This window comes from Variovorax rhizosphaerae (assembly GCF_037889975.1).
GTDB lineage: Bacteria > Pseudomonadota > Gammaproteobacteria > Burkholderiales > Burkholderiaceae_C > Variovorax > Variovorax rhizosphaerae.
In genome coordinates, this window is record NZ_JBBKZT010000001.1 from 541966 (window position 1) to 557702 (window position 15737).

A 15737-nucleotide genomic window follows, 5' to 3' on the forward strand; every position below is an offset into this window, starting at 1 on the left:
TCGGCCCCGGCTTCGGCTTCGGCTTCGGCTTCGGCTTCGGCTTCGGCTTCGGCTTCGGCTTCGGCTTCGGCTTCGGCTTCGGCGCCGGTTCTGGTTCTGGTTCTGGTTCTGGTTCCTGCGGCAGAGGTGAAGTTGCAGCAAGGATCAGTTTGCGGTCGCGGTCGCGGTCGCGGTCGCGGTCGCGGTTGCGGACGTGGCCGATCCTGCGGCACCCGCACCTGCCATGCCCCTCCGTCGAAGCAGATACCACGCCGCCGGCATCACCAGCATGCTCAGCAAGGGCGCGCTCACCATGCCACCGACCATCGGCGCGGCGATGCGGGTCATCAGCTCCGATCCTGTTCCGCTGCCCCACAAGATTGGCAACAGCCCGGCCATCACCACCGCCACTGTCATGGCCTTCGGCCGAACGCGCAGCACGGCGCCTTCGCGGATGGCGGCGAGCAGGGTCTGCTCGTTCATGGGCTCGCCGGCCGCGAGTCGCCGCGACAGAGCGTTCTGCAGGTACACCAGCATCACCACGCCGAACTCCGCCGCCACACCGGCCAGCGCGATGAAGCCCACCGCCGTGGCCACCGAGACCGCATGCCCCAGCGCCCACACCAGCCACAGGCCGCCGATGAGCGAGAAGGGCACGGCGGCCATCACCAGCAGCGCATCGCCGAAGGACCGGAACAGCAGGTACAGCAGCACGAAGATGACGGCCAGCGTCGCCGGCACCGCCAGCTTCAGGCGCTCGGTCGCGCGCTCCAGGTATTCGAACTGGCCGGACCAGGACACGGCATAGCCCGCCGGCAGCGTCACCGACTTGGCAACGGCCGCCTGCATGTCGTTGACGGTAGAGCGCAGGTCTCTATCGCGCACGTCGACATACACCCAGCCCGACAGGCGCGCGTTCTCGCTGCGCAGCATCGGCGGGCCGTCCTCGATGCGGACCCGGGCCACGTCCTGCAGCAACAGTTGCGCGCCCTTGTCGGTGACGAAGGGCAGCGTGCGCAGGCGCTCCAGCGAGTCGCGGATCTCGCGCGGATAGCGCACGTTGATGGGATAGCGTTCGCGCCCCTGGATCACTTCGCCGACGTTGTCGCCACCGATCGCGGTGGACACCACAGCCTGCACGTCGGCCACCGACAGCCCGTAGCGCGCTGCCGCTGCGCGGTCCACGTCGACATCGACGTAACGCCCGCCGGTGAGCCGCTCGGCCAGTGCCGAAGACACGCCGGGCACCTTCTTCACTGCCGCTTCGATCTGCGCGGTGAGCGCGTCGATGATGGCCAGGTCCGCACCCGCGACCTTGATGCCGACGGGGCTCTTGATGCCGGTGGCCAGCATGTCGATGCGGTTGCGGATCGGCGGCACCCAGACGTTGGTGAGGCCCGGCACCTTCACGACGCGGTCCAGCTCCGCGACGAGCTTGTCGGGCGTCATGCCGGAACGCCACTGCTTGCGCGGCTTGAACTGGATGGTGGTCTCGAACATTTCCAGCGGCGCGGGGTCGGTCGGCGTGTCGGCGCGGCCTGCCTTGCCGAACACGCTCGCCACTTCCGGCACGGTCTTGATCAGGCGGTCGGTCTGCTGCAGGAGTTCGCCGGCCTTCGACACCGACAGCCCTGGTTGGGCGGACGGCATGTACAGCAGGTCGCCTTCGTCGAGCGGCGGCATGAACTCGCCGCCGAGGCGCAGCAGCGGCACGATGCTCAAGGCCAGCAAGAGCACCGATACCACCAGCGTAGCCTTCGGAAACCGCAGCACCGCTTCGAGCGCGGGCCGGTAGATCGCCATCAGGAAACGGTTCACCGGATTGGCCGCCTCATGAGGTATGCGGCCTCGCACCAGCCAGCCCATCAGCACCGGAATCAGCGTCACCGACAAGCCGGCCGCAGCCGCCATCGCATAGGTCTTGGTGAAGGCCAGCGGCGAGAACAGCCGGCCCTCCTGCGCCTCCAGCGAGAACGCCGGCACGAAGCTCAGCGTGATGACCAGCAGCGAGAAGAAGAGGGCAGGCCCGACCTCCACCGAGGCATCGGCCACCAGCCGCCAGCGCTTCAGCGGGTCCGGCTGCCGTCCATGCTTCGTCTCGAAGGCCTCGATGTGCCGGTGCAGGTTCTCCACCATCACGATGGCGCCGTCGACCATCGCGCCGATGGCGATCGCGATGCCGCCCAGCGACATGATGTTGGCATTGACGCCCTGCCAATGCATGACGGCAAAGGCGGCCAGCACACCGACCGGCAGCGCCACCACCGCCACCAGGGCGGAGCGCAGGTGGAACAGGAACACCGCGCACACCAGCGCGACCACGATGAACTCCTCGACCAGCTTGCTGCGCAGGTTGTCGACGGCACGGTCGATGAGCAGCGAGCGGTCATACACCGGCACGATCTCCACGCCCGGCGGCAGGCTGGGCTTGAGCGATTCCAGCCGGGCCTTGACCGCCGCGATGGTCGCGCGGGCGTTCTTGCCGGAGCGCATCACCACGACGCCGCCTGCGACTTCGCCCTGCCCGTCCAGCTCGGCGATGCCGCGGCGCATCTCGGGCCCGACCTGCACTGTGGCCACGTCGCGCAGCAACACGGGCGTGGCGCCGGACAGCGTCAGCGGAATGGTCCGGAAGTCGTCGAGCGAACGCAGGTAGCCGCGCGAACGCACCATGTACTCCGCCTCGGCCATCTCCACCACCGAACCGCCGCTGGCCTGGTTGGCCTTCTGCAGCGCGTCGACCACCATCCCCTGCGTGATGCCCAGCGAGCGCATGCGCTCGGGGTCCAGCACCACCTGGTATTGGCGCACCATGCCGCCGATGCTGGCGACCTCGGCCACGTCGGGCACGGTCTTGAGTTCGAACTTGAGGAACCAGTCGTTCAGCGCGCGCAACTGGCCGAGGTCATGGGCGCCGGTGCGGTCGACCAGCGCGTATTCGTAGACCCAGCCCACGCCGGTCGCGTCAGGTCCGAGCGCGGGCTTGGCGCCGGTGGGCAGGCGGGCCTGCACCTGGTTGAGGTACTCGACGACGCGCGAGCGGGCCCAGTACGGATCGGTCTTGTCGTCGAACAGCACGTAGACGAAGGAGTCGCCGAAGAAGGAATAACCGCGCACCGTCTTTGCGCCGGGCACGCCGAGCATGGTGGTGGTGATCGGATAGGTGACCAAGTCCTCGACCACCTGCGGCGCCTTGCCGGGCCAAGGGGTGCGGATGATGACCTGCGTGTCCGACAGGTCCGGCAATGCGTCGAGCGGTGTGCGCATGACCGACCAGAGGCCGGCCGCGACGAGCAGCAGCGTGGCCATCAGCACCAGCAGTCGGTTGCCGATAGACCAGCGGATGAGCGCGGCGATCATGGCTTCTGCGGGGCCATGTTGCCGAGCACGGAGCGCAGGCGCGCTTCAGAGTCGATGAGGAATTGGCCGCTCGCGACGACCTGCTCGCCCTCGGTGAGTCCGTCGATGATCTCGATGTCGTCGCCGAGGTCTGCGCCGAGCGTCACATCGCGTGGCTCGAAGGCGCCATTGGCCTTGCGCACGATCACGACCGCGCGCTTGCCCGTGCGGATCACGGCCTCCGAGGTGACGACCAGGCGCGTGGTCTTCGGCCCTTCCACTTGCAACCGTAGCAGCATGCCCGGCACGAGTTTGCGTTGCGCGTTGTCGACCGCGAAGCGGGCCTTCAGCGTGCGTGTGGCCGCATCGATCTGCGGCAGGATCTCGGTCAGTTTGCCGTCGAAGGACTGCGTCGCGTCAGCCTGCAAGACAGCCTTGACCTTCTGCCCGACGCGGATGCGCGAGGCCTGTGCCTCAGGGACCTCGACCACGGCCCAGACCTTGTCGAGCCCGCCGATGCGGAACATCGTCATGCCGGGTGTGACGGCCATGCCTTCACGCACACCCAGTTCGGTGACGACACCGTTCGCGGGTGCGGTCAAGGTAAAGCGGGCTTGCGCCGAGCCGGCCTTTTCGCTCTGGCGGATGAGCTCGGCGGGAATCGACATCGCGCGCATGCGATCGCGTGCGGCGCTGATGATCTCCTGCGACACGCCCGAGCGCTGCAAGGCCAGCAGTTCGTTCTGCGGTGCCAGCCATTCGGGCGCGAAGACCGTGGCAAGGGCTTGGCCCTTGCGCACCGACTCCATCGGCGCACGCACGGCCAGGTGCTCGACATAGCCGGCGACGCGCGTCTGCACCGCCACGCCGAGCCGTTCGTCGAACTGCACCGAGCCAATGGCTTCGACCGATGTGTTCGATTCGATACGTCGCACCGTGGCATGGCGGATGCCGAGGTTCTGCTGGATGGTCGGATCGATCCGGGTGCCGCTCACGCTGTCGGCGTCGGCATACATCGGGACGAGCTGCATGTCCATGAAGGGCGACTTGCCGGGCTTGTCGAAGCGCGCCCCGGGGACCATGGGGTCGTGCCAGTAGAGGATCTTCTTTTCGGCCGCGGGTTCGGGCGTGCTGGCAGCGGGGGCCGGCGCGTGGGCCGCGTGCTCGTCGGGAGCGGGGCCGAGCGTGCGGCCCGCATGGAACGCGCCGCCCGCGATCAACAGGGCGGCGACCAGCGACAGGGCCGCGAGACGGGTGCGTTTCATGGGGACACCTCGTCAACGATGGGACGGAACACCAGTTGGGCCAGCGTCCTGGCCAGGTCGCGCTGCAGCGCGAGCAGCTTGCGTTGCGCTTCGACTTCGGCATGGCGCGCCTCGAACAATGTCGCAAGTGACGCCTGGTTGGAGCGGTAGGAAGCCATCGCGGCGGCGGTGCGTTGCGACGCGACGGTGAGCACGCTGGTGCGGTAGCGCTCGATGCGTTGCCGCAGGCGCTGTGTGTCGGCCTGCAGCGTCTGGTATTGCGTGGTGGCGACGCGCGTGGCTTCCGCCAGATCGGCTTCGGCCTTGTCGACCAAGGCCAACCGCGCGGCGGTGTCGCGGTCCTGGCGCGCGTCGGGCGCGACCGGGATCGGGATGCTCACGCCGACGGACACCAGGTCTGAGTAACCCGTGCGCTGGCCGTAGCCCACTTCCCAGGTCCAGTTGGGCGAGCGGTTGCTGCTTGCGACGGCGGCAGATCGCTTCGCCACTTCTACATCGCGCTGCAATGCGGCGATGGTCGGATGGGCGGCCACGTAGGCCTCCTCGTCAGGTATCGGCAACTCGGCCAACGGCGCGAGGTCGTCGGGCGTCGAGCCGACCCAGCGTTGCAGGGCAAGCCGCGCAGCGTTCTGTTGCTGCAGGGCGTCGCTCGCCTCGTCCTCGGCTTGGCCACGTGCGACGCCAAGCGCTAGAACCTCCTGGCTGCCAGCCGCCGCCGCAGCGAGTCGCGCGCGTGCCGCTTCGAATTCCTCCCGCGCGTGGTGCTCCATTGCGGTGGCGAGCCGCGACGATTCGGCGGCATAGAAGGCATCGACATACGCCAGCGCCGTCTGCAGGCGGACCTCGGCGATGGCCGCGCGGGCCTGCACCGTCTCGCGTTCCACCGAGGCGTCGGCAGCGGCCTGGCGTGCGTTGCGCTTGTCCGCAGACAGCCACTCCTGGCTGATGCCGACGCGCTTCATGGTCATCGGCTCGCGCGTGGTGCTGAAGCGGTCAGCGCCGGTGACGGGCAGGTTGTCGATGCCGACACGCAGCATCGGGTCGGGCAACTGGCCGGCGGCGCGGGCGCTCTCGGTGGCGCTCAGCACGCCGGCACGCGAGGCGCGTGCGGCTTCGGAGCGCTGGACCGCGCGTTGCAGCGCCGTCTCCAGGGTAAGGGTTTCGGCACTGGCCAGGCAGGGCAACAGCGCCACGGCCAGGACGGCCGAACGTATCAGGGGAATGGACATGGGATCTCCGCGAAACAACGAGGCGATGGCTGGCAAGCGGCAAGGCCGCGCCAGCACCGGTCAGCTCAGGTCGACGGAGATGTCAAACGCGCAGTCTGCGCGTCGCGAGGAAGACGGGATCGGGTGGAGGTCGCTGCTCGGGCACGTGCGCCACGCGCAGGCCGGCAGCGTCGGTCACCGGCAGCATCGATGGTGCCGGCAGCACCTGCACCACCATGGGTAGCGAAGGCGTGACCGGCTTGGCCGGCTCGAAGGACTGCGACGCATTGACCGCATGCTGGTGGCACAGCACCGGCTGCACCTCGTCACCGCCCTCGCACGGCGCGCCGCGGGCCATGCGCTCGGCCATCGACTCGGGCGCGGCCATCGCCGGACACGAATAGCCCGCCAGCGCCAGTTGCGAGAACAACAGCGACAGCATCACCACGAAGGCGGAGAAGCAGCGATGGGCGGACCGGAAGCGGAACATGAGGCCGAAAGTGTAGCGATGGATGCTGCCAGGACGGCGATATCCATCCGACCTTGCGTGACTTCTCGGACGCTACTGAACGAACAAATGCAATCGAGCGTGATAAAGCAGCATCACGGTCTTGCCATCGACGATGCGCCCGTCCGCCACCATGGCCAGCGCCTCGTCGATGTCCAACTCCAGCACCTCGATGTCCTCGCCCTCATGCGCCAGTCCGCCGCCATCGCCGATGCGCATGCTGGCGTCGTAGGGCGCGACGAAGCAGTGCAGCTTCTCGGTGACCGAGCCGGGACTCATGAAGCATTCGAAGACCTTCTCCACATGGCCCATGCGGTAGCCGAGTTCTTCCTCGACTTCGGCGCGGATGCGTTCCTCGGGCGCGGCGTCGTCGAGCAGGCCGGCCGCCGTCTCGATGAGCAACTCGCCATAGCCGTTGACGAAGGTCGGATAGCGGAACTGCCGCGTCAGCAGCACGGTGCGGCGCGCGAGGTCGTAGGGCAGCAGCGTGGCGCCGTTGCCGCGGTCGTAGGTCTCGCGCTCCATGCGCTGCCACTGCCCGTCGTTGCGGCGCCAGTCGAAGGCGGTCTTCTTCAGCACGTACCAGTTGTCGGAGAGCAGGGTGACTTCGTGCACCCGGACGCGTTCTTGCAGCTTCATGGTGGCGATCGTAGAAGCAATTTCGTGCAGCTTCAAGATAAAACGTGCAGATTCGTGCATTCATCGCCTACCATCGAGGCCATGCTCACCCGTCAACGCAAGCAACACATCCTCGAGGCGCTTCGGCGCGACGGGCAGGTCATCGCCCGTGCGCTCAGCGAGGAACTGGCCCTGTCGGAAGACACGATCCGGCGCGACCTGCGCGAGCTGGCGGCCGAGGGCCTGCTGCAACGCGTGCATGGCGGCGCGCTGCCGCTGGCGCCGGCCGAGGCCGACTTTCCGGGCCGCGAAAAGATCGCCACGGCCGACAAGCGCCTGATCGGCCGCGCCGCCGCGCGCATGGTGCTGCCGGGGCAGGTGGTGTTCATCGATGGCGGCACCACGGCCGTGCAGATGGCGCGGCACCTGCCCGCTTCGCTGCGCGCGACGGTGGTCACGCACAGCCCCTCGGTCGCGGTCGAACTGGCCGGACATGCGGGCGTCGAGGTGGTGCTGGTCGGCGGGCGGCTGTTCAAGCATTCGATGGTGGCCGTTGGCGCGGCGGCGCTGCAGGCGATCGCGCAGGTCCGCGCCGACACCTACTTCATGGGCGTGACCGGCGTTCAAGCGCAGGCCGGCCTCACCACGGCCGACCTGGAAGAGGCGCACATCAAGCGCGCGCTGATGGCGGCGTCGGCGGAGACGGTGGTGCTGGCTTCTTCCGAGAAGATCGGCGTGGCATCGGCTTGCGTGATCCATCCGCTGGGCCCAGGTGTCACGCTGCTGGTGGCCCCTACGGCGCCGGCCAAGGCGCTGGCCGCATTGCGCAAGGCCGCGGCGCGAATCGTGCAGGCTGATGCAGCGGCGTGAGTGGTGCGGAGCCCCTGGTGTCGCTGAGGTTTGGGCCTTGACGTGGCACGAAACGCATCGGTTTCATTTGTGCCGGGGCTGAGGGAGCGGTATTGGCCCATGCATTGGCCCCGGCGCGCCGGGGTTGGCGGGCCGCCCTCGATAATCCCCCGATGCCCGTCGCTCCCCGCCTCTCCCCGCGCACCATCGGCATCGGCGCGGCCGTGATCACGGTGCTCGTCTGGACTGCCTTCATCGTGATCGCCCGGGCTTCGGCCGCGCGTTCGCTCACGCCCTTCGACATTGCCGTCGCGCGCATGTGCGGCGCCAGCCTGGTGCTGATGCCCTGGGGCGCATGGCTGGTCCGCAAGGCGCGGCGCGAGGCCGGTGGTGGACCGGTCGTCAGCTCGTTGTTCGGCCTGTCGCCGCTGGGCCTGCGGGTGACGGCGCTGGGCGGCGTGTTCGGCGGGCTGGGCTATGCGTTGCTCGCGTACTCCGGCTTCTTCTACGCACCGGCCGCGCATGCCTCGGTGCTGTTGCCGGGCAGTCTGCCACTCTGGACCACTTTGCTGGCTGCGGTGGTGCTGCGCGATCGCATCACGCCGATGCGCGCGGCCGGGCTGGCGCTGATCGTCATCGGCGACCTGATGGTCGGCGGCAGCAGCCTGTTGCATGCTTTCGAGGGCGGTGAGATCTGGAAGGGCGACCTGCTCTTCATGAGCGCCGCCTTCTGCTGGGCCTGCTACAGCATCGTGGCGCGCAGCAACGGGCTCGATGCGGTGCGCGCCACCATCGCGATCACGGTGTTCGCGACGCTGACTTTCGTGCCGGTGTATGCGCTGCTGGTGACGGTCGGCTGGGTCAACAGCCACCTGGGCACCGCGCCGGTGGGCGAGATCGCCTTCCAGATGCTGTTCCAGGGGCTCGGGTCGGTGGTGATCTCGGGCATCACGTTCACACGGATGATCCAGTACTTCGGGCCGGTGCGGTCCACCATGATCACGGCGCTGGTGCCGGGGCTGTCCGCCTTTGCCGCGGTGATCTTCCTCGGCGAGCCGCTGCACTGGAGCCTGCTGGTCGGGCTGCTGCTGGTGACGGGCGGCATCCTGTTCGGCGTGCAGCGCGTGCGGCCGAACGCGTCGGCACCGGCCACGCCCCTGGTGCGTGCCGCGGGGAAGGCCGATGCCTAAGCTCCTCGCTTTCGACACCAGCACCGAGCATCTTTCGGTGGCCGTGCGCAACGGCGATGCGCTGCATGTCCACACCGGCGCGGGCGGCGCGCAATCGTCCACCACGCTGATCCCGCTGATCCAGCAGTTGCTGGCCGATGCCGGGCTCACGCTGCGAGAGCTGGACGCCATCGCGTTCGGGCGCGGCCCGGGCTCCTTCACCGGGCTGCGCACGGCGTGTTCGGTGGCGCAGGGCCTGGGCTTTGGCGCGGGCGTGCGCCTGCTGCCCATCGACACGCTGCACGCGGTGGCCGAGGAGGCGCGAGATCGTTTCGGTTCTCGGCGCGTGGTGGCCTTGCTCGATGCGCGCATGGACCAGGTCTATGCGGCGGAGTACGACTTCGATGCGCTTGAGTCCGCCTGCGAGCCTCGCTTGCTGGCGCCGGAGGAAGTGCGCGTGCCCCAAGGCTGGGCACTGGCGGGCAATGCCTTCCAGGCGTACGGCGATCGACTCCCTGCAGCCGCCGCGCGCCACGAGGTGCTGCCGACCGCCGCGGCCCTGTTGCGACTCGCCCCGGCAATGATCGCCGCCGGCCGCACCGTTGCGCCGGCGGATGCGTGGCCGCTGTACGTCCGCGATAAAGTCGCGCAGACCACCGAAGAGCGCATGCGCATCCGCAGCGGAACCACCACCTGAAACCGATGAGCGCCGTACCGCAGCCACCGTTGCAAGCACGACTCGAACCGCTCGTCATCGAGCGGCTCGACCAGGTCTGCGCCGTCGAACAGTCCGCCTACACCCATCCCTGGACGCGGGCCAACTTCATCGATTCGATGCATGCCGGCTACCACTGCCAGTTGCTGGTGGGACCCGCGCCAGACGCCGATGCGCTCTCGCGCCGGGAGCGCGCGAGGATCGAGCCGGTCGAGCTCATCGGCTATTTCGTCGCTATGAAGGGCGTGGACGAAGTGCATCTGCTCAACCTGACCGTGGCGCCCCCATTCCAGCGCCAGGGCTGGGCGCCGATGCTGCTCGAAACCCTGGCCGGATGGTCACGCGGGCAAGGCGCGCAATGGCTCTGGCTCGAAGTGCGTGCATCCAATGCGCGCGCGATAGCTGTCTACGAGCGGGGCGGCTTTCGCCGCGTGGGCGTGCGCAAGGGCTACTACCCGGCGCTGCAGAACCAGCGCGAGGACGCGATCGTCATGAGCCTGCTGCTCAATGAATCGGCCAGCGCCTGGGGCCCTTTGAAATGAGCGCACTCGCACTCGATGCGCGGCAACGCGCGATGCTGGAGGAGATGGGCGTCAAGGTCTGGTGGCCGGTTGAGCCCGTGGTGGCGTCGACGGCGGAGCCGGCGCTGCGCGTGGCGCGCGAGGCCGCGCCAGCCGCCGAACCCGCGCAGCCGGCCGTGGCCGGCGGCCGGCCGGAAGCCCGCCGCGCCGCGCCAGCCGAAGTCGCCCCGCGACCGGTCCCCGCCGGACCGACCGCCAAAGGTCCGGCCCCCGCGCCCGCCGTCCGCCCTTCAGCGGCGGGCGAGGAAGCCATGCAGATCGAGCCGCCGCAGCGCCTCTACGGCGGCAGCGCGGCGCAAGGCGGCTGGCTGGTCGTGGTCGACATGCCGCCCCAGCCCGATGGCCGCCATGGCGAGCCCTTTGCGGGCGAGGCCGGCCGCTTGCTCGAGAACATGCTGCGCGCGCTGCAACTGGACAGCGGCGCCGTGCCCGTGCACCTGATGCGCACGCACCGGAGCGCCACCTCCTCAGCCTCCGCCTCGCAGCCCTTCGCGCAAAGCTTCGATGCGCACCTCGCGGCGGTCGCGCCGCGCATGGTGCTCGCGATGGGCCCGCTCGCCGCGCAATGCCTGCTGCGACGCAATGAGCCGATCGGCAAGCTGCGCGGCCAGGCGGCCGAGTTGCCGGGTGCGTCGGGCGTGCAGGTCGTCGCGACCTATCACCCCGCCTACCTGCTGCGCAACCGGGGCGACAAGGCCAAGGCCTGGGCCGATCTCTGCCTGGCTGCGGATCGGTTCGGCGGGACATGAGGCCCAGGAGCCCGGGGCGATGTGCTCCCCGCGAAACCTAGAATCCCGCCCCATGACTTTCCTCTACAAGCTGCGCACGGCCGAGCAGCAAAACGCCTCCATGCTGTGCGTCGGCCTCGATCCCGAACCCAGCCGTTTTCCGGCGCAGCTCAAGGGCGATGCCAGTCGCATCTATGACTTCTGCGCCCGCATCGTCGACGCGACCGCCGACCTGGCCATCGCCTTCAAGCCGCAGATCGCCTACTTCGCGGCCCACCGCGCCGAAGACCAACTGGAGCAACTGATGGAGCACATGCGCCGCAACGCGCCCCATGTGCCCACCATCCTCGACGCCAAGCGCGGCGACATCGGCTCCACCGCCGAGCAATACGCCATCGAGGCCTTCGAACGCTACGGTGCCGACGCGGTCACGCTGTCACCCTTCATGGGCTTCGATTCGGTCGAGCCTTACCTGCGGCATGCGGGCAAGGGCGCCTTCCTGCTGTGCCGAACCAGCAACCCCGGCGGCTCCGACCTGCAGGGCCAGCGGCTGGCCGGCGTGGAAGGCGAACCCTTCCTCTACGAACACATCGCACGACTGGCCCAGGGACCGTGGAACCTCAACGGCCAACTCGGCCTCGTGGTGGGCGCCACCTACCCGGACGAGATCGAACGCGTGCGTGCGCTGGCCCCCACCGTGCCACTGCTGATCCCGGGCGTGGGCGCGCAGGGCGGTGACGCGGTGGCGACGGTGCGAGCGGGCTGGCGCCAAGATGCGCCCATCGTCGTCAACTCGTCACGTGCCATTTGCTACGCATCGGCCGGCGACGACTTCGCCGAAGCCGCGCGGCGCGAGGCGCAGCGGACGCGAGACATGCTGCACGCGGCCCGTCGCTGAGCCCACGGCCGCAGTCCCGATGCGGCTGCGCTTGGAGGTGTCCAAGCCTGCGCATGGACTGCTTCCAGCATCAGCCTGGATCCAGCGCGCCGCCGCAAGTCCGTTCCACGACAGCGCCTGCCCCGGCTTTGCGCTGCATGGCGGGCTTCATCGGTGGGAGGCGCGATACGACTTCGCCTTCAACCGCATCACTGCGTTGGATCACCTTGCCGTGCTACAGCGCTGTCTGCGGCGCTCCGCCTTGTTCTGCAATTGAATGCAAAGCCGTATGAATGGCTTGCCATGACACGCCTTCGCCGCCGTCGGCCGCCCTGGGCTTCGGCGGAGAACGACGTCCGGCGTCGCGAAGGATGCGGCTTCCCGATGCCTGCGTGAATGCCGGTTCTCCCCTGCAGTTTTTGGCGAGGACGCACTACTATCAAAGTCCTGCTTTCGCGGAGGTTCCCGAGATGACCATCGTCCCGTCCGGCACGCATCACGACGCATCGATCAGGGAGAAACAATGAGCAACGACTTGAACGCCACGCACGACCCCAACTTGCGCAGTTGGGTGGAGACCGCCAACGTGGCGGGTTGCGACTTTCCGATCCAGAACCTGCCGTTCGGCCGTTTCAGGCCGGCCGGCAGCAACGAGCCGTTCCGCATTGGCGTGGCCATCGGCGACCGTGTGCTGGACCTCGAAGCCGCCCATGTGCTGGAGCACTCCGACATGAACCTCGTCATGTCGGCATCGCCCGCCGAACGGGCCGCGCTGCGCGCCCTGCTGTCCGAGGACTTGCGTGAGGGCAGCCCTCGGCAGAACCACTGGGAGCTGGCGCTGTATGCGCAGGCCGACGTCGAGATGGCGTTGCCCTGCACCATCGGCGACTACACCGATTTCTACACCGGCATCCATCACGCCACCACCGTCGGCAAGCTGTTCCGTCCCGACCAGCCGCTGATGCCCAATTACAAGTGGGTGCCCATCGGCTATCACGGCCGCGCCTCCTCCATCGGCGTGAGCGGCCAGCGCTTCAAGCGGCCGCACGGCCAGACCAAGGCGCCCGATGCGGAGGCGCCGAGTTTCGGGCCTTCGAAGCGGCTGGACTACGAACTGGAGCTGGGCTTCTTCATCGGCGAGGGCAACGCGCAAGGCGAGCCGATCGGCATCGCGAAAGCCGAGCAGCACCTGTTCGGCGTCACTCTGCTCAACGATTGGTCCGCGCGCGACCTGCAGGCCTGGGAGTACCAGCCGCTCGGGCCTTTCCTCTCGAAGAACTTCGCCACGACCCTGTCGCCATGGCTGGTGACGATGGAAGCCCTGGCCCCCTTTCGCGCCCGGTCCTTCGACCGACCGGCGGGCGATCCGTTGCCGTTGCCGTACCTCGACAGCGACGTCAACCGGCACACCGGCGGGCTCGACATCACGCTGGAAGTCTGGTTGCAGACGCCGAAGATGCGCGACGCCGGTGTGCCCGCCACGCGCCTTACACGCAGCAACGCCGCGCAGGCCGCCTACTGGACGGCGGCGCAGCTGGTGGCGCACCACACGGTGAATGGCTGCAACCTGCAACCGGGCGACCTGCTCGGCTCTGGCACGCTCTCGGGGCCCGAGCCCGATCAGGCCGGCTCGCTGCTTGAGCTCACGCTCGGCGGCAAGAACCCGGTCGCGCTGCCCAACGGAGAGCGCCGCACCTTCCTCGAGGATGGGGACACGCTCACGCTGCGCGGGTATTGCGAGCGCAAGGGGGCGGTACGGATCGGCCTGGGTGAGGTGAGCGGAACGGTGTTCTGAAAAGCGGCTTAAGCGGCTTGCGGTTCGCCGCCAGCGTGCGCTCCAGGTCCTCATCGCCCAGTTGCCCGATCGCAATGACCGGGTGCACGGCCGTGTCGTGCACCACGATGTCGAGTTGCCCGTAGAACTGCGTCGCGACGGCCACCGCCTTGCGGATCTCCTCGCGCCGGCCGACGTCGGCCCACACCAGCGTCGCCTCGCCTCGCCGCCCGCTGCCTTGATGCTTCCGTCACCGCCCGTTCTGCGCGGTGCGCTTGGCAATGACGAGCTTTGCGCCGTCGCCGCAAGCACGCGCGCAATGCCTTCGCCGATGCCCTGGCCCGCGCCCGTGAGCGTGACCGTGAGCGTGACCGTGACCGTGACCGTGACCGTGACCGGCGCGACCTTGCCCTTCGAATCTCCAGCCACGGGGTGTTCCTTGACGCCGTGAGAGCGGGCGGGTGAAGCGATAGCGCTGGTGCGGCTCATCGGCCCGCCTCGCCGTCGAACGCAGGCAGCCATCGCGGCGAAGGCGGGCATTGGCGTGCACGTCATGCCGCACGAGCGTGCAAGCCGCGCGCATCGCTTGCACGCGAATCCGGCAGGTTGTGCACGCCAGTCCAAGCAGGCGCGACGGTGCAAACGTACCTTTGACGTGTCCGCTCCAGCGGTCCCACACCCGTCTCGATCCAGACGCTTGCGCACCACTCAAGGAGGTTTCATTCATGAGATCCACATCCGCCCCCACCGCCATCGCCGCTGCAATCGCCATGGCTTGTTCGCTGTACGCAGCCACTTCATCTGCCGCCCCCGACGCATCCCGCCTGGGTGCCGACCTCACGGCCACCGGCGCCGAGAAGGCGGCCAACAAGGACGGCGTCATCCCCGCGTTCACGGTCATCCAGCCGGCCGAACCCGGCTGGTCGCAAGGCAAGAAGCGCGAGGACTTCTTCAAGTTCAAGGGCGACAAGCCGCTGTTCGCCATCGATGCATCGAACGTCGACAAGTACGCCGACAAGCTCTCGCCCGGCCAGGTGCAACTGATCAAGCAGACCAAGGGCTACCGCATGGACGTGTACCCCACGCGCCGCACTTGCAGCGTGCCGGACTTCGTGCAGGAGAACACGAAGAAGAACATCGGCACCGCCAAGCTCGGCGATGACGGCTGGAGCCTCAAGGAAGCAGTGGTCCCCGGCGTTCCCTTCCCGATGCCTTCCAGCGGCGCCGAGGCGATGTGGAACTACAAGATGAAGTACGCGGGCATCGGCTTCGAATGGCCGCTGAACTACGTGTCGCTGTCGCCGCGCAAGGGCGCGACGGAATGGGTCCAGGCGGGGGCCACCCAGACCTACTATTTCCCTTGGGGCAAGAAGGGTTCGACGCTGCTGTCGACCCTGCCCCCGGTCGAGTACAACACCTACTTCGCCTACGAATCGCCAACGGCGCTGGCGGGCCAGGGCCTGGTGTACGTGCTCTACACCGACAAGCCGAGCGAAGCCTTCTACTACTTCCCCGGCCAGCGCCGCGTGCGCCGCATGCCGACCTACGCCTATGACGCGCCGCAGGTCGGCTTCGAGAACCAGTACACGGTGGACGAGCCGCGCGTGTTCAACGGCACCATGGACCGCTTCGACTGGAAGCTGGTCGGCAAGAAGGAAATCTACGTCGGCTACAACGCCTTCGGCATGTACGACCCCTCGGTCAAGTTCGAGCAGGTCGCGAAACAGGACTTCATCGACCCGGCCAGCCGCCGCTACGAATTGCATCGCGTCTGGGTGGTCGAGGCCACGGTGAAAGCCGGCGTGCGCCACTCGGCGCCCAAGCGCACCTTCTACCTCGACGAGGACAGCTGGTCCGCCGTCGTCGCCGACGACTACGACGCGCAAGGAAAGATCGCCAAGGTGCGCGAGTCCTTCGTGATCCCGGTCTACGAGACGGGCAGCTGCGACAACCCGGCCTTCGTCCAATACAACCTGCCCGAGGGCCGCTACCTGTTCGACCAGACGCCGCTTGCCGCCGGCAAGGACCTGCGCTGGGTCGTCGAGTCGAAGGAGCCGAAGTTCAAGGAGGGCTTCTACACCTCCGAGAACCTGCGTGCCATCAGCGAGCGTTGAGCGTCAGGCGACA

14 protein-coding genes are annotated in these 15737 nt (G+C 68.2%); 9 read left to right on the forward strand and 5 right to left on the reverse strand.

What is annotated here, in order from left to right:
- Nucleotides 1-144: 144 nt before the first annotated feature.
- The 5 genes from WKW82_RS02380 to WKW82_RS02400 form a co-directional block, all read right to left on the reverse strand.
- Nucleotides 145-3339, reverse strand: coding sequence for an efflux RND transporter permease subunit (locus WKW82_RS02380; RefSeq protein WP_340340642.1), 3195 nt, complete (start codon nt 3337-3339; stop codon nt 145-147).
- Nucleotides 3336-4583 carry an efflux RND transporter periplasmic adaptor subunit gene (locus WKW82_RS02385; protein ID WP_340340643.1) on the reverse strand — a complete coding sequence of 416 codons (1248 nt, stop codon included), beginning with the start codon at nt 4581-4583 and terminating at the stop codon, nt 3336-3338. The genes WKW82_RS02380 and WKW82_RS02385 overlap by 4 nt, the downstream gene beginning before the upstream one ends.
- On the reverse strand, nt 4580-5812 hold the full coding sequence (locus WKW82_RS02390) for a TolC family protein (RefSeq protein WP_340340644.1): 1233 nt from the start codon (nt 5810-5812) through the stop codon (nt 4580-4582). The genes WKW82_RS02385 and WKW82_RS02390 overlap by 4 nt, the downstream gene beginning before the upstream one ends.
- Nucleotides 5813-5894: 82 nt before the next feature.
- A complete protein-coding gene (locus WKW82_RS02395) occupies nt 5895-6281 on the reverse strand; it encodes a hypothetical protein (protein WP_340340645.1) in 387 nt (128 codons plus the stop codon).
- A gap of 72 nt (nt 6282-6353) precedes the next feature.
- A complete protein-coding gene (locus WKW82_RS02400; protein ID WP_340340646.1) occupies nt 6354-6938 on the reverse strand; it encodes an NUDIX hydrolase in 585 nt (194 codons plus the stop codon).
- 81 nt (nt 6939-7019) lie between these two features.
- On the opposite strand from WKW82_RS02400, the gene WKW82_RS02405 reads away from it, so the two are divergent.
- The 9 genes from WKW82_RS02405 (at nt 7020) to WKW82_RS02445 (ending at nt 15724) form a co-directional block, all read left to right on the forward strand.
- Nucleotides 7020-7787 (forward strand): DeoR/GlpR family DNA-binding transcription regulator, encoded by a 768-nt coding sequence (locus tag WKW82_RS02405; RefSeq protein WP_340340647.1) that lies wholly within the window; start codon nt 7020-7022, stop codon nt 7785-7787.
- Between the two features lie 152 nt (nt 7788-7939).
- Nucleotides 7940-8956 (forward strand): DMT family transporter, encoded by a 1017-nt coding sequence (locus WKW82_RS02410; RefSeq protein ID WP_340340648.1) that lies wholly within the window; start codon nt 7940-7942, stop codon nt 8954-8956.
- Nucleotides 8949-9632, forward strand: coding sequence for a tRNA (adenosine(37)-N6)-threonylcarbamoyltransferase complex dimerization subunit type 1 TsaB (tsaB, locus tag WKW82_RS02415; RefSeq protein WP_340340649.1), 684 nt, complete (start codon nt 8949-8951; stop codon nt 9630-9632). The genes WKW82_RS02410 and tsaB overlap by 8 nt, the downstream gene beginning before the upstream one ends.
- A 5-nt stretch (nt 9633-9637) precedes the next feature.
- Nucleotides 9638-10192: a ribosomal protein S18-alanine N-acetyltransferase gene (gene rimI / locus WKW82_RS02420; protein ID WP_340340650.1), complete on the forward strand. Its 555-nt coding sequence runs from the start codon at nt 9638-9640 to the stop codon at nt 10190-10192.
- Nucleotides 10189-10980, forward strand: a complete 792-nt coding sequence (locus WKW82_RS02425; RefSeq protein WP_340340651.1) for a uracil-DNA glycosylase family protein — start codon at nt 10189-10191, stop codon at nt 10978-10980. The genes rimI and WKW82_RS02425 overlap by 4 nt, the downstream gene beginning before the upstream one ends.
- Before the next feature lie 52 nt (nt 10981-11032).
- Nucleotides 11033-11857: an orotidine-5'-phosphate decarboxylase gene (pyrF, locus tag WKW82_RS02430; protein ID WP_340340652.1), complete on the forward strand. Its 825-nt coding sequence runs from the start codon at nt 11033-11035 to the stop codon at nt 11855-11857.
- A 502-nt stretch (nt 11858-12359) separates the two neighbouring features.
- Entirely contained in the window at nt 12360-13631 is a 1272-nt protein-coding gene (gene fahA, locus WKW82_RS02435; RefSeq protein WP_340340653.1) for a fumarylacetoacetase, read from the forward strand.
- A 61-nt stretch (nt 13632-13692) separates the two neighbouring features.
- Nucleotides 13693-14061, forward strand: coding sequence for a hypothetical protein (locus tag WKW82_RS02440; RefSeq protein WP_340340654.1), 369 nt, complete (start codon nt 13693-13695; stop codon nt 14059-14061).
- A 274-nt stretch (nt 14062-14335) separates the two neighbouring features.
- Nucleotides 14336-15724, forward strand: coding sequence for a DUF1329 domain-containing protein (locus WKW82_RS02445; RefSeq protein WP_422823392.1), 1389 nt, complete (start codon nt 14336-14338; stop codon nt 15722-15724).
- The last annotated feature ends 13 nt before the right edge of the window (nt 15725-15737 follow it).

Bases quoted from the DNA above. Each gene is read 5' to 3' on its own strand.
- WKW82_RS02425 (WP_340340651.1), top strand. From the start codon at position 10,189: ATGAGCGCACTCGCACTCGATGCGCGGCAACGCGCGATGCTGGAGGAG.
- WKW82_RS02395 (WP_340340645.1), bottom strand. From the start codon at position 6,281: ATGTTCCGCTTCCGGTCCGCCCATCGCTGCTTCTCCGCCTTCGTGGTG.
- pyrF (WP_340340652.1), top strand. From the start codon at position 11,033: ATGACTTTCCTCTACAAGCTGCGCACGGCCGAGCAGCAAAACGCCTCC.
- WKW82_RS02405 (WP_340340647.1), top strand. From the start codon at position 7,020: ATGCTCACCCGTCAACGCAAGCAACACATCCTCGAGGCGCTTCGGCGC.
- WKW82_RS02380 (WP_340340642.1), bottom strand. From the start codon at position 3,339: ATGATCGCCGCGCTCATCCGCTGGTCTATCGGCAACCGACTGCTGGTG.
- WKW82_RS02390 (WP_340340644.1), bottom strand. From the start codon at position 5,812: ATGTCCATTCCCCTGATACGTTCGGCCGTCCTGGCCGTGGCGCTGTTG.
- WKW82_RS02445 (WP_422823392.1), top strand. From the start codon at position 14,336: ATGAGATCCACATCCGCCCCCACCGCCATCGCCGCTGCAATCGCCATG.
- WKW82_RS02400 (WP_340340646.1), bottom strand. From the start codon at position 6,938: ATGAAGCTGCAAGAACGCGTCCGGGTGCACGAAGTCACCCTGCTCTCC.
- rimI (WP_340340650.1), top strand. From the start codon at position 9,638: ATGAGCGCCGTACCGCAGCCACCGTTGCAAGCACGACTCGAACCGCTC.
- fahA (WP_340340653.1), top strand. From the start codon at position 12,360: ATGAGCAACGACTTGAACGCCACGCACGACCCCAACTTGCGCAGTTGG.
- WKW82_RS02385 (WP_340340643.1), bottom strand. From the start codon at position 4,583: ATGAAACGCACCCGTCTCGCGGCCCTGTCGCTGGTCGCCGCCCTGTTG.
- WKW82_RS02410 (WP_340340648.1), top strand. From the start codon at position 7,940: ATGCCCGTCGCTCCCCGCCTCTCCCCGCGCACCATCGGCATCGGCGCG.
- tsaB (WP_340340649.1), top strand. From the start codon at position 8,949: ATGCCTAAGCTCCTCGCTTTCGACACCAGCACCGAGCATCTTTCGGTG.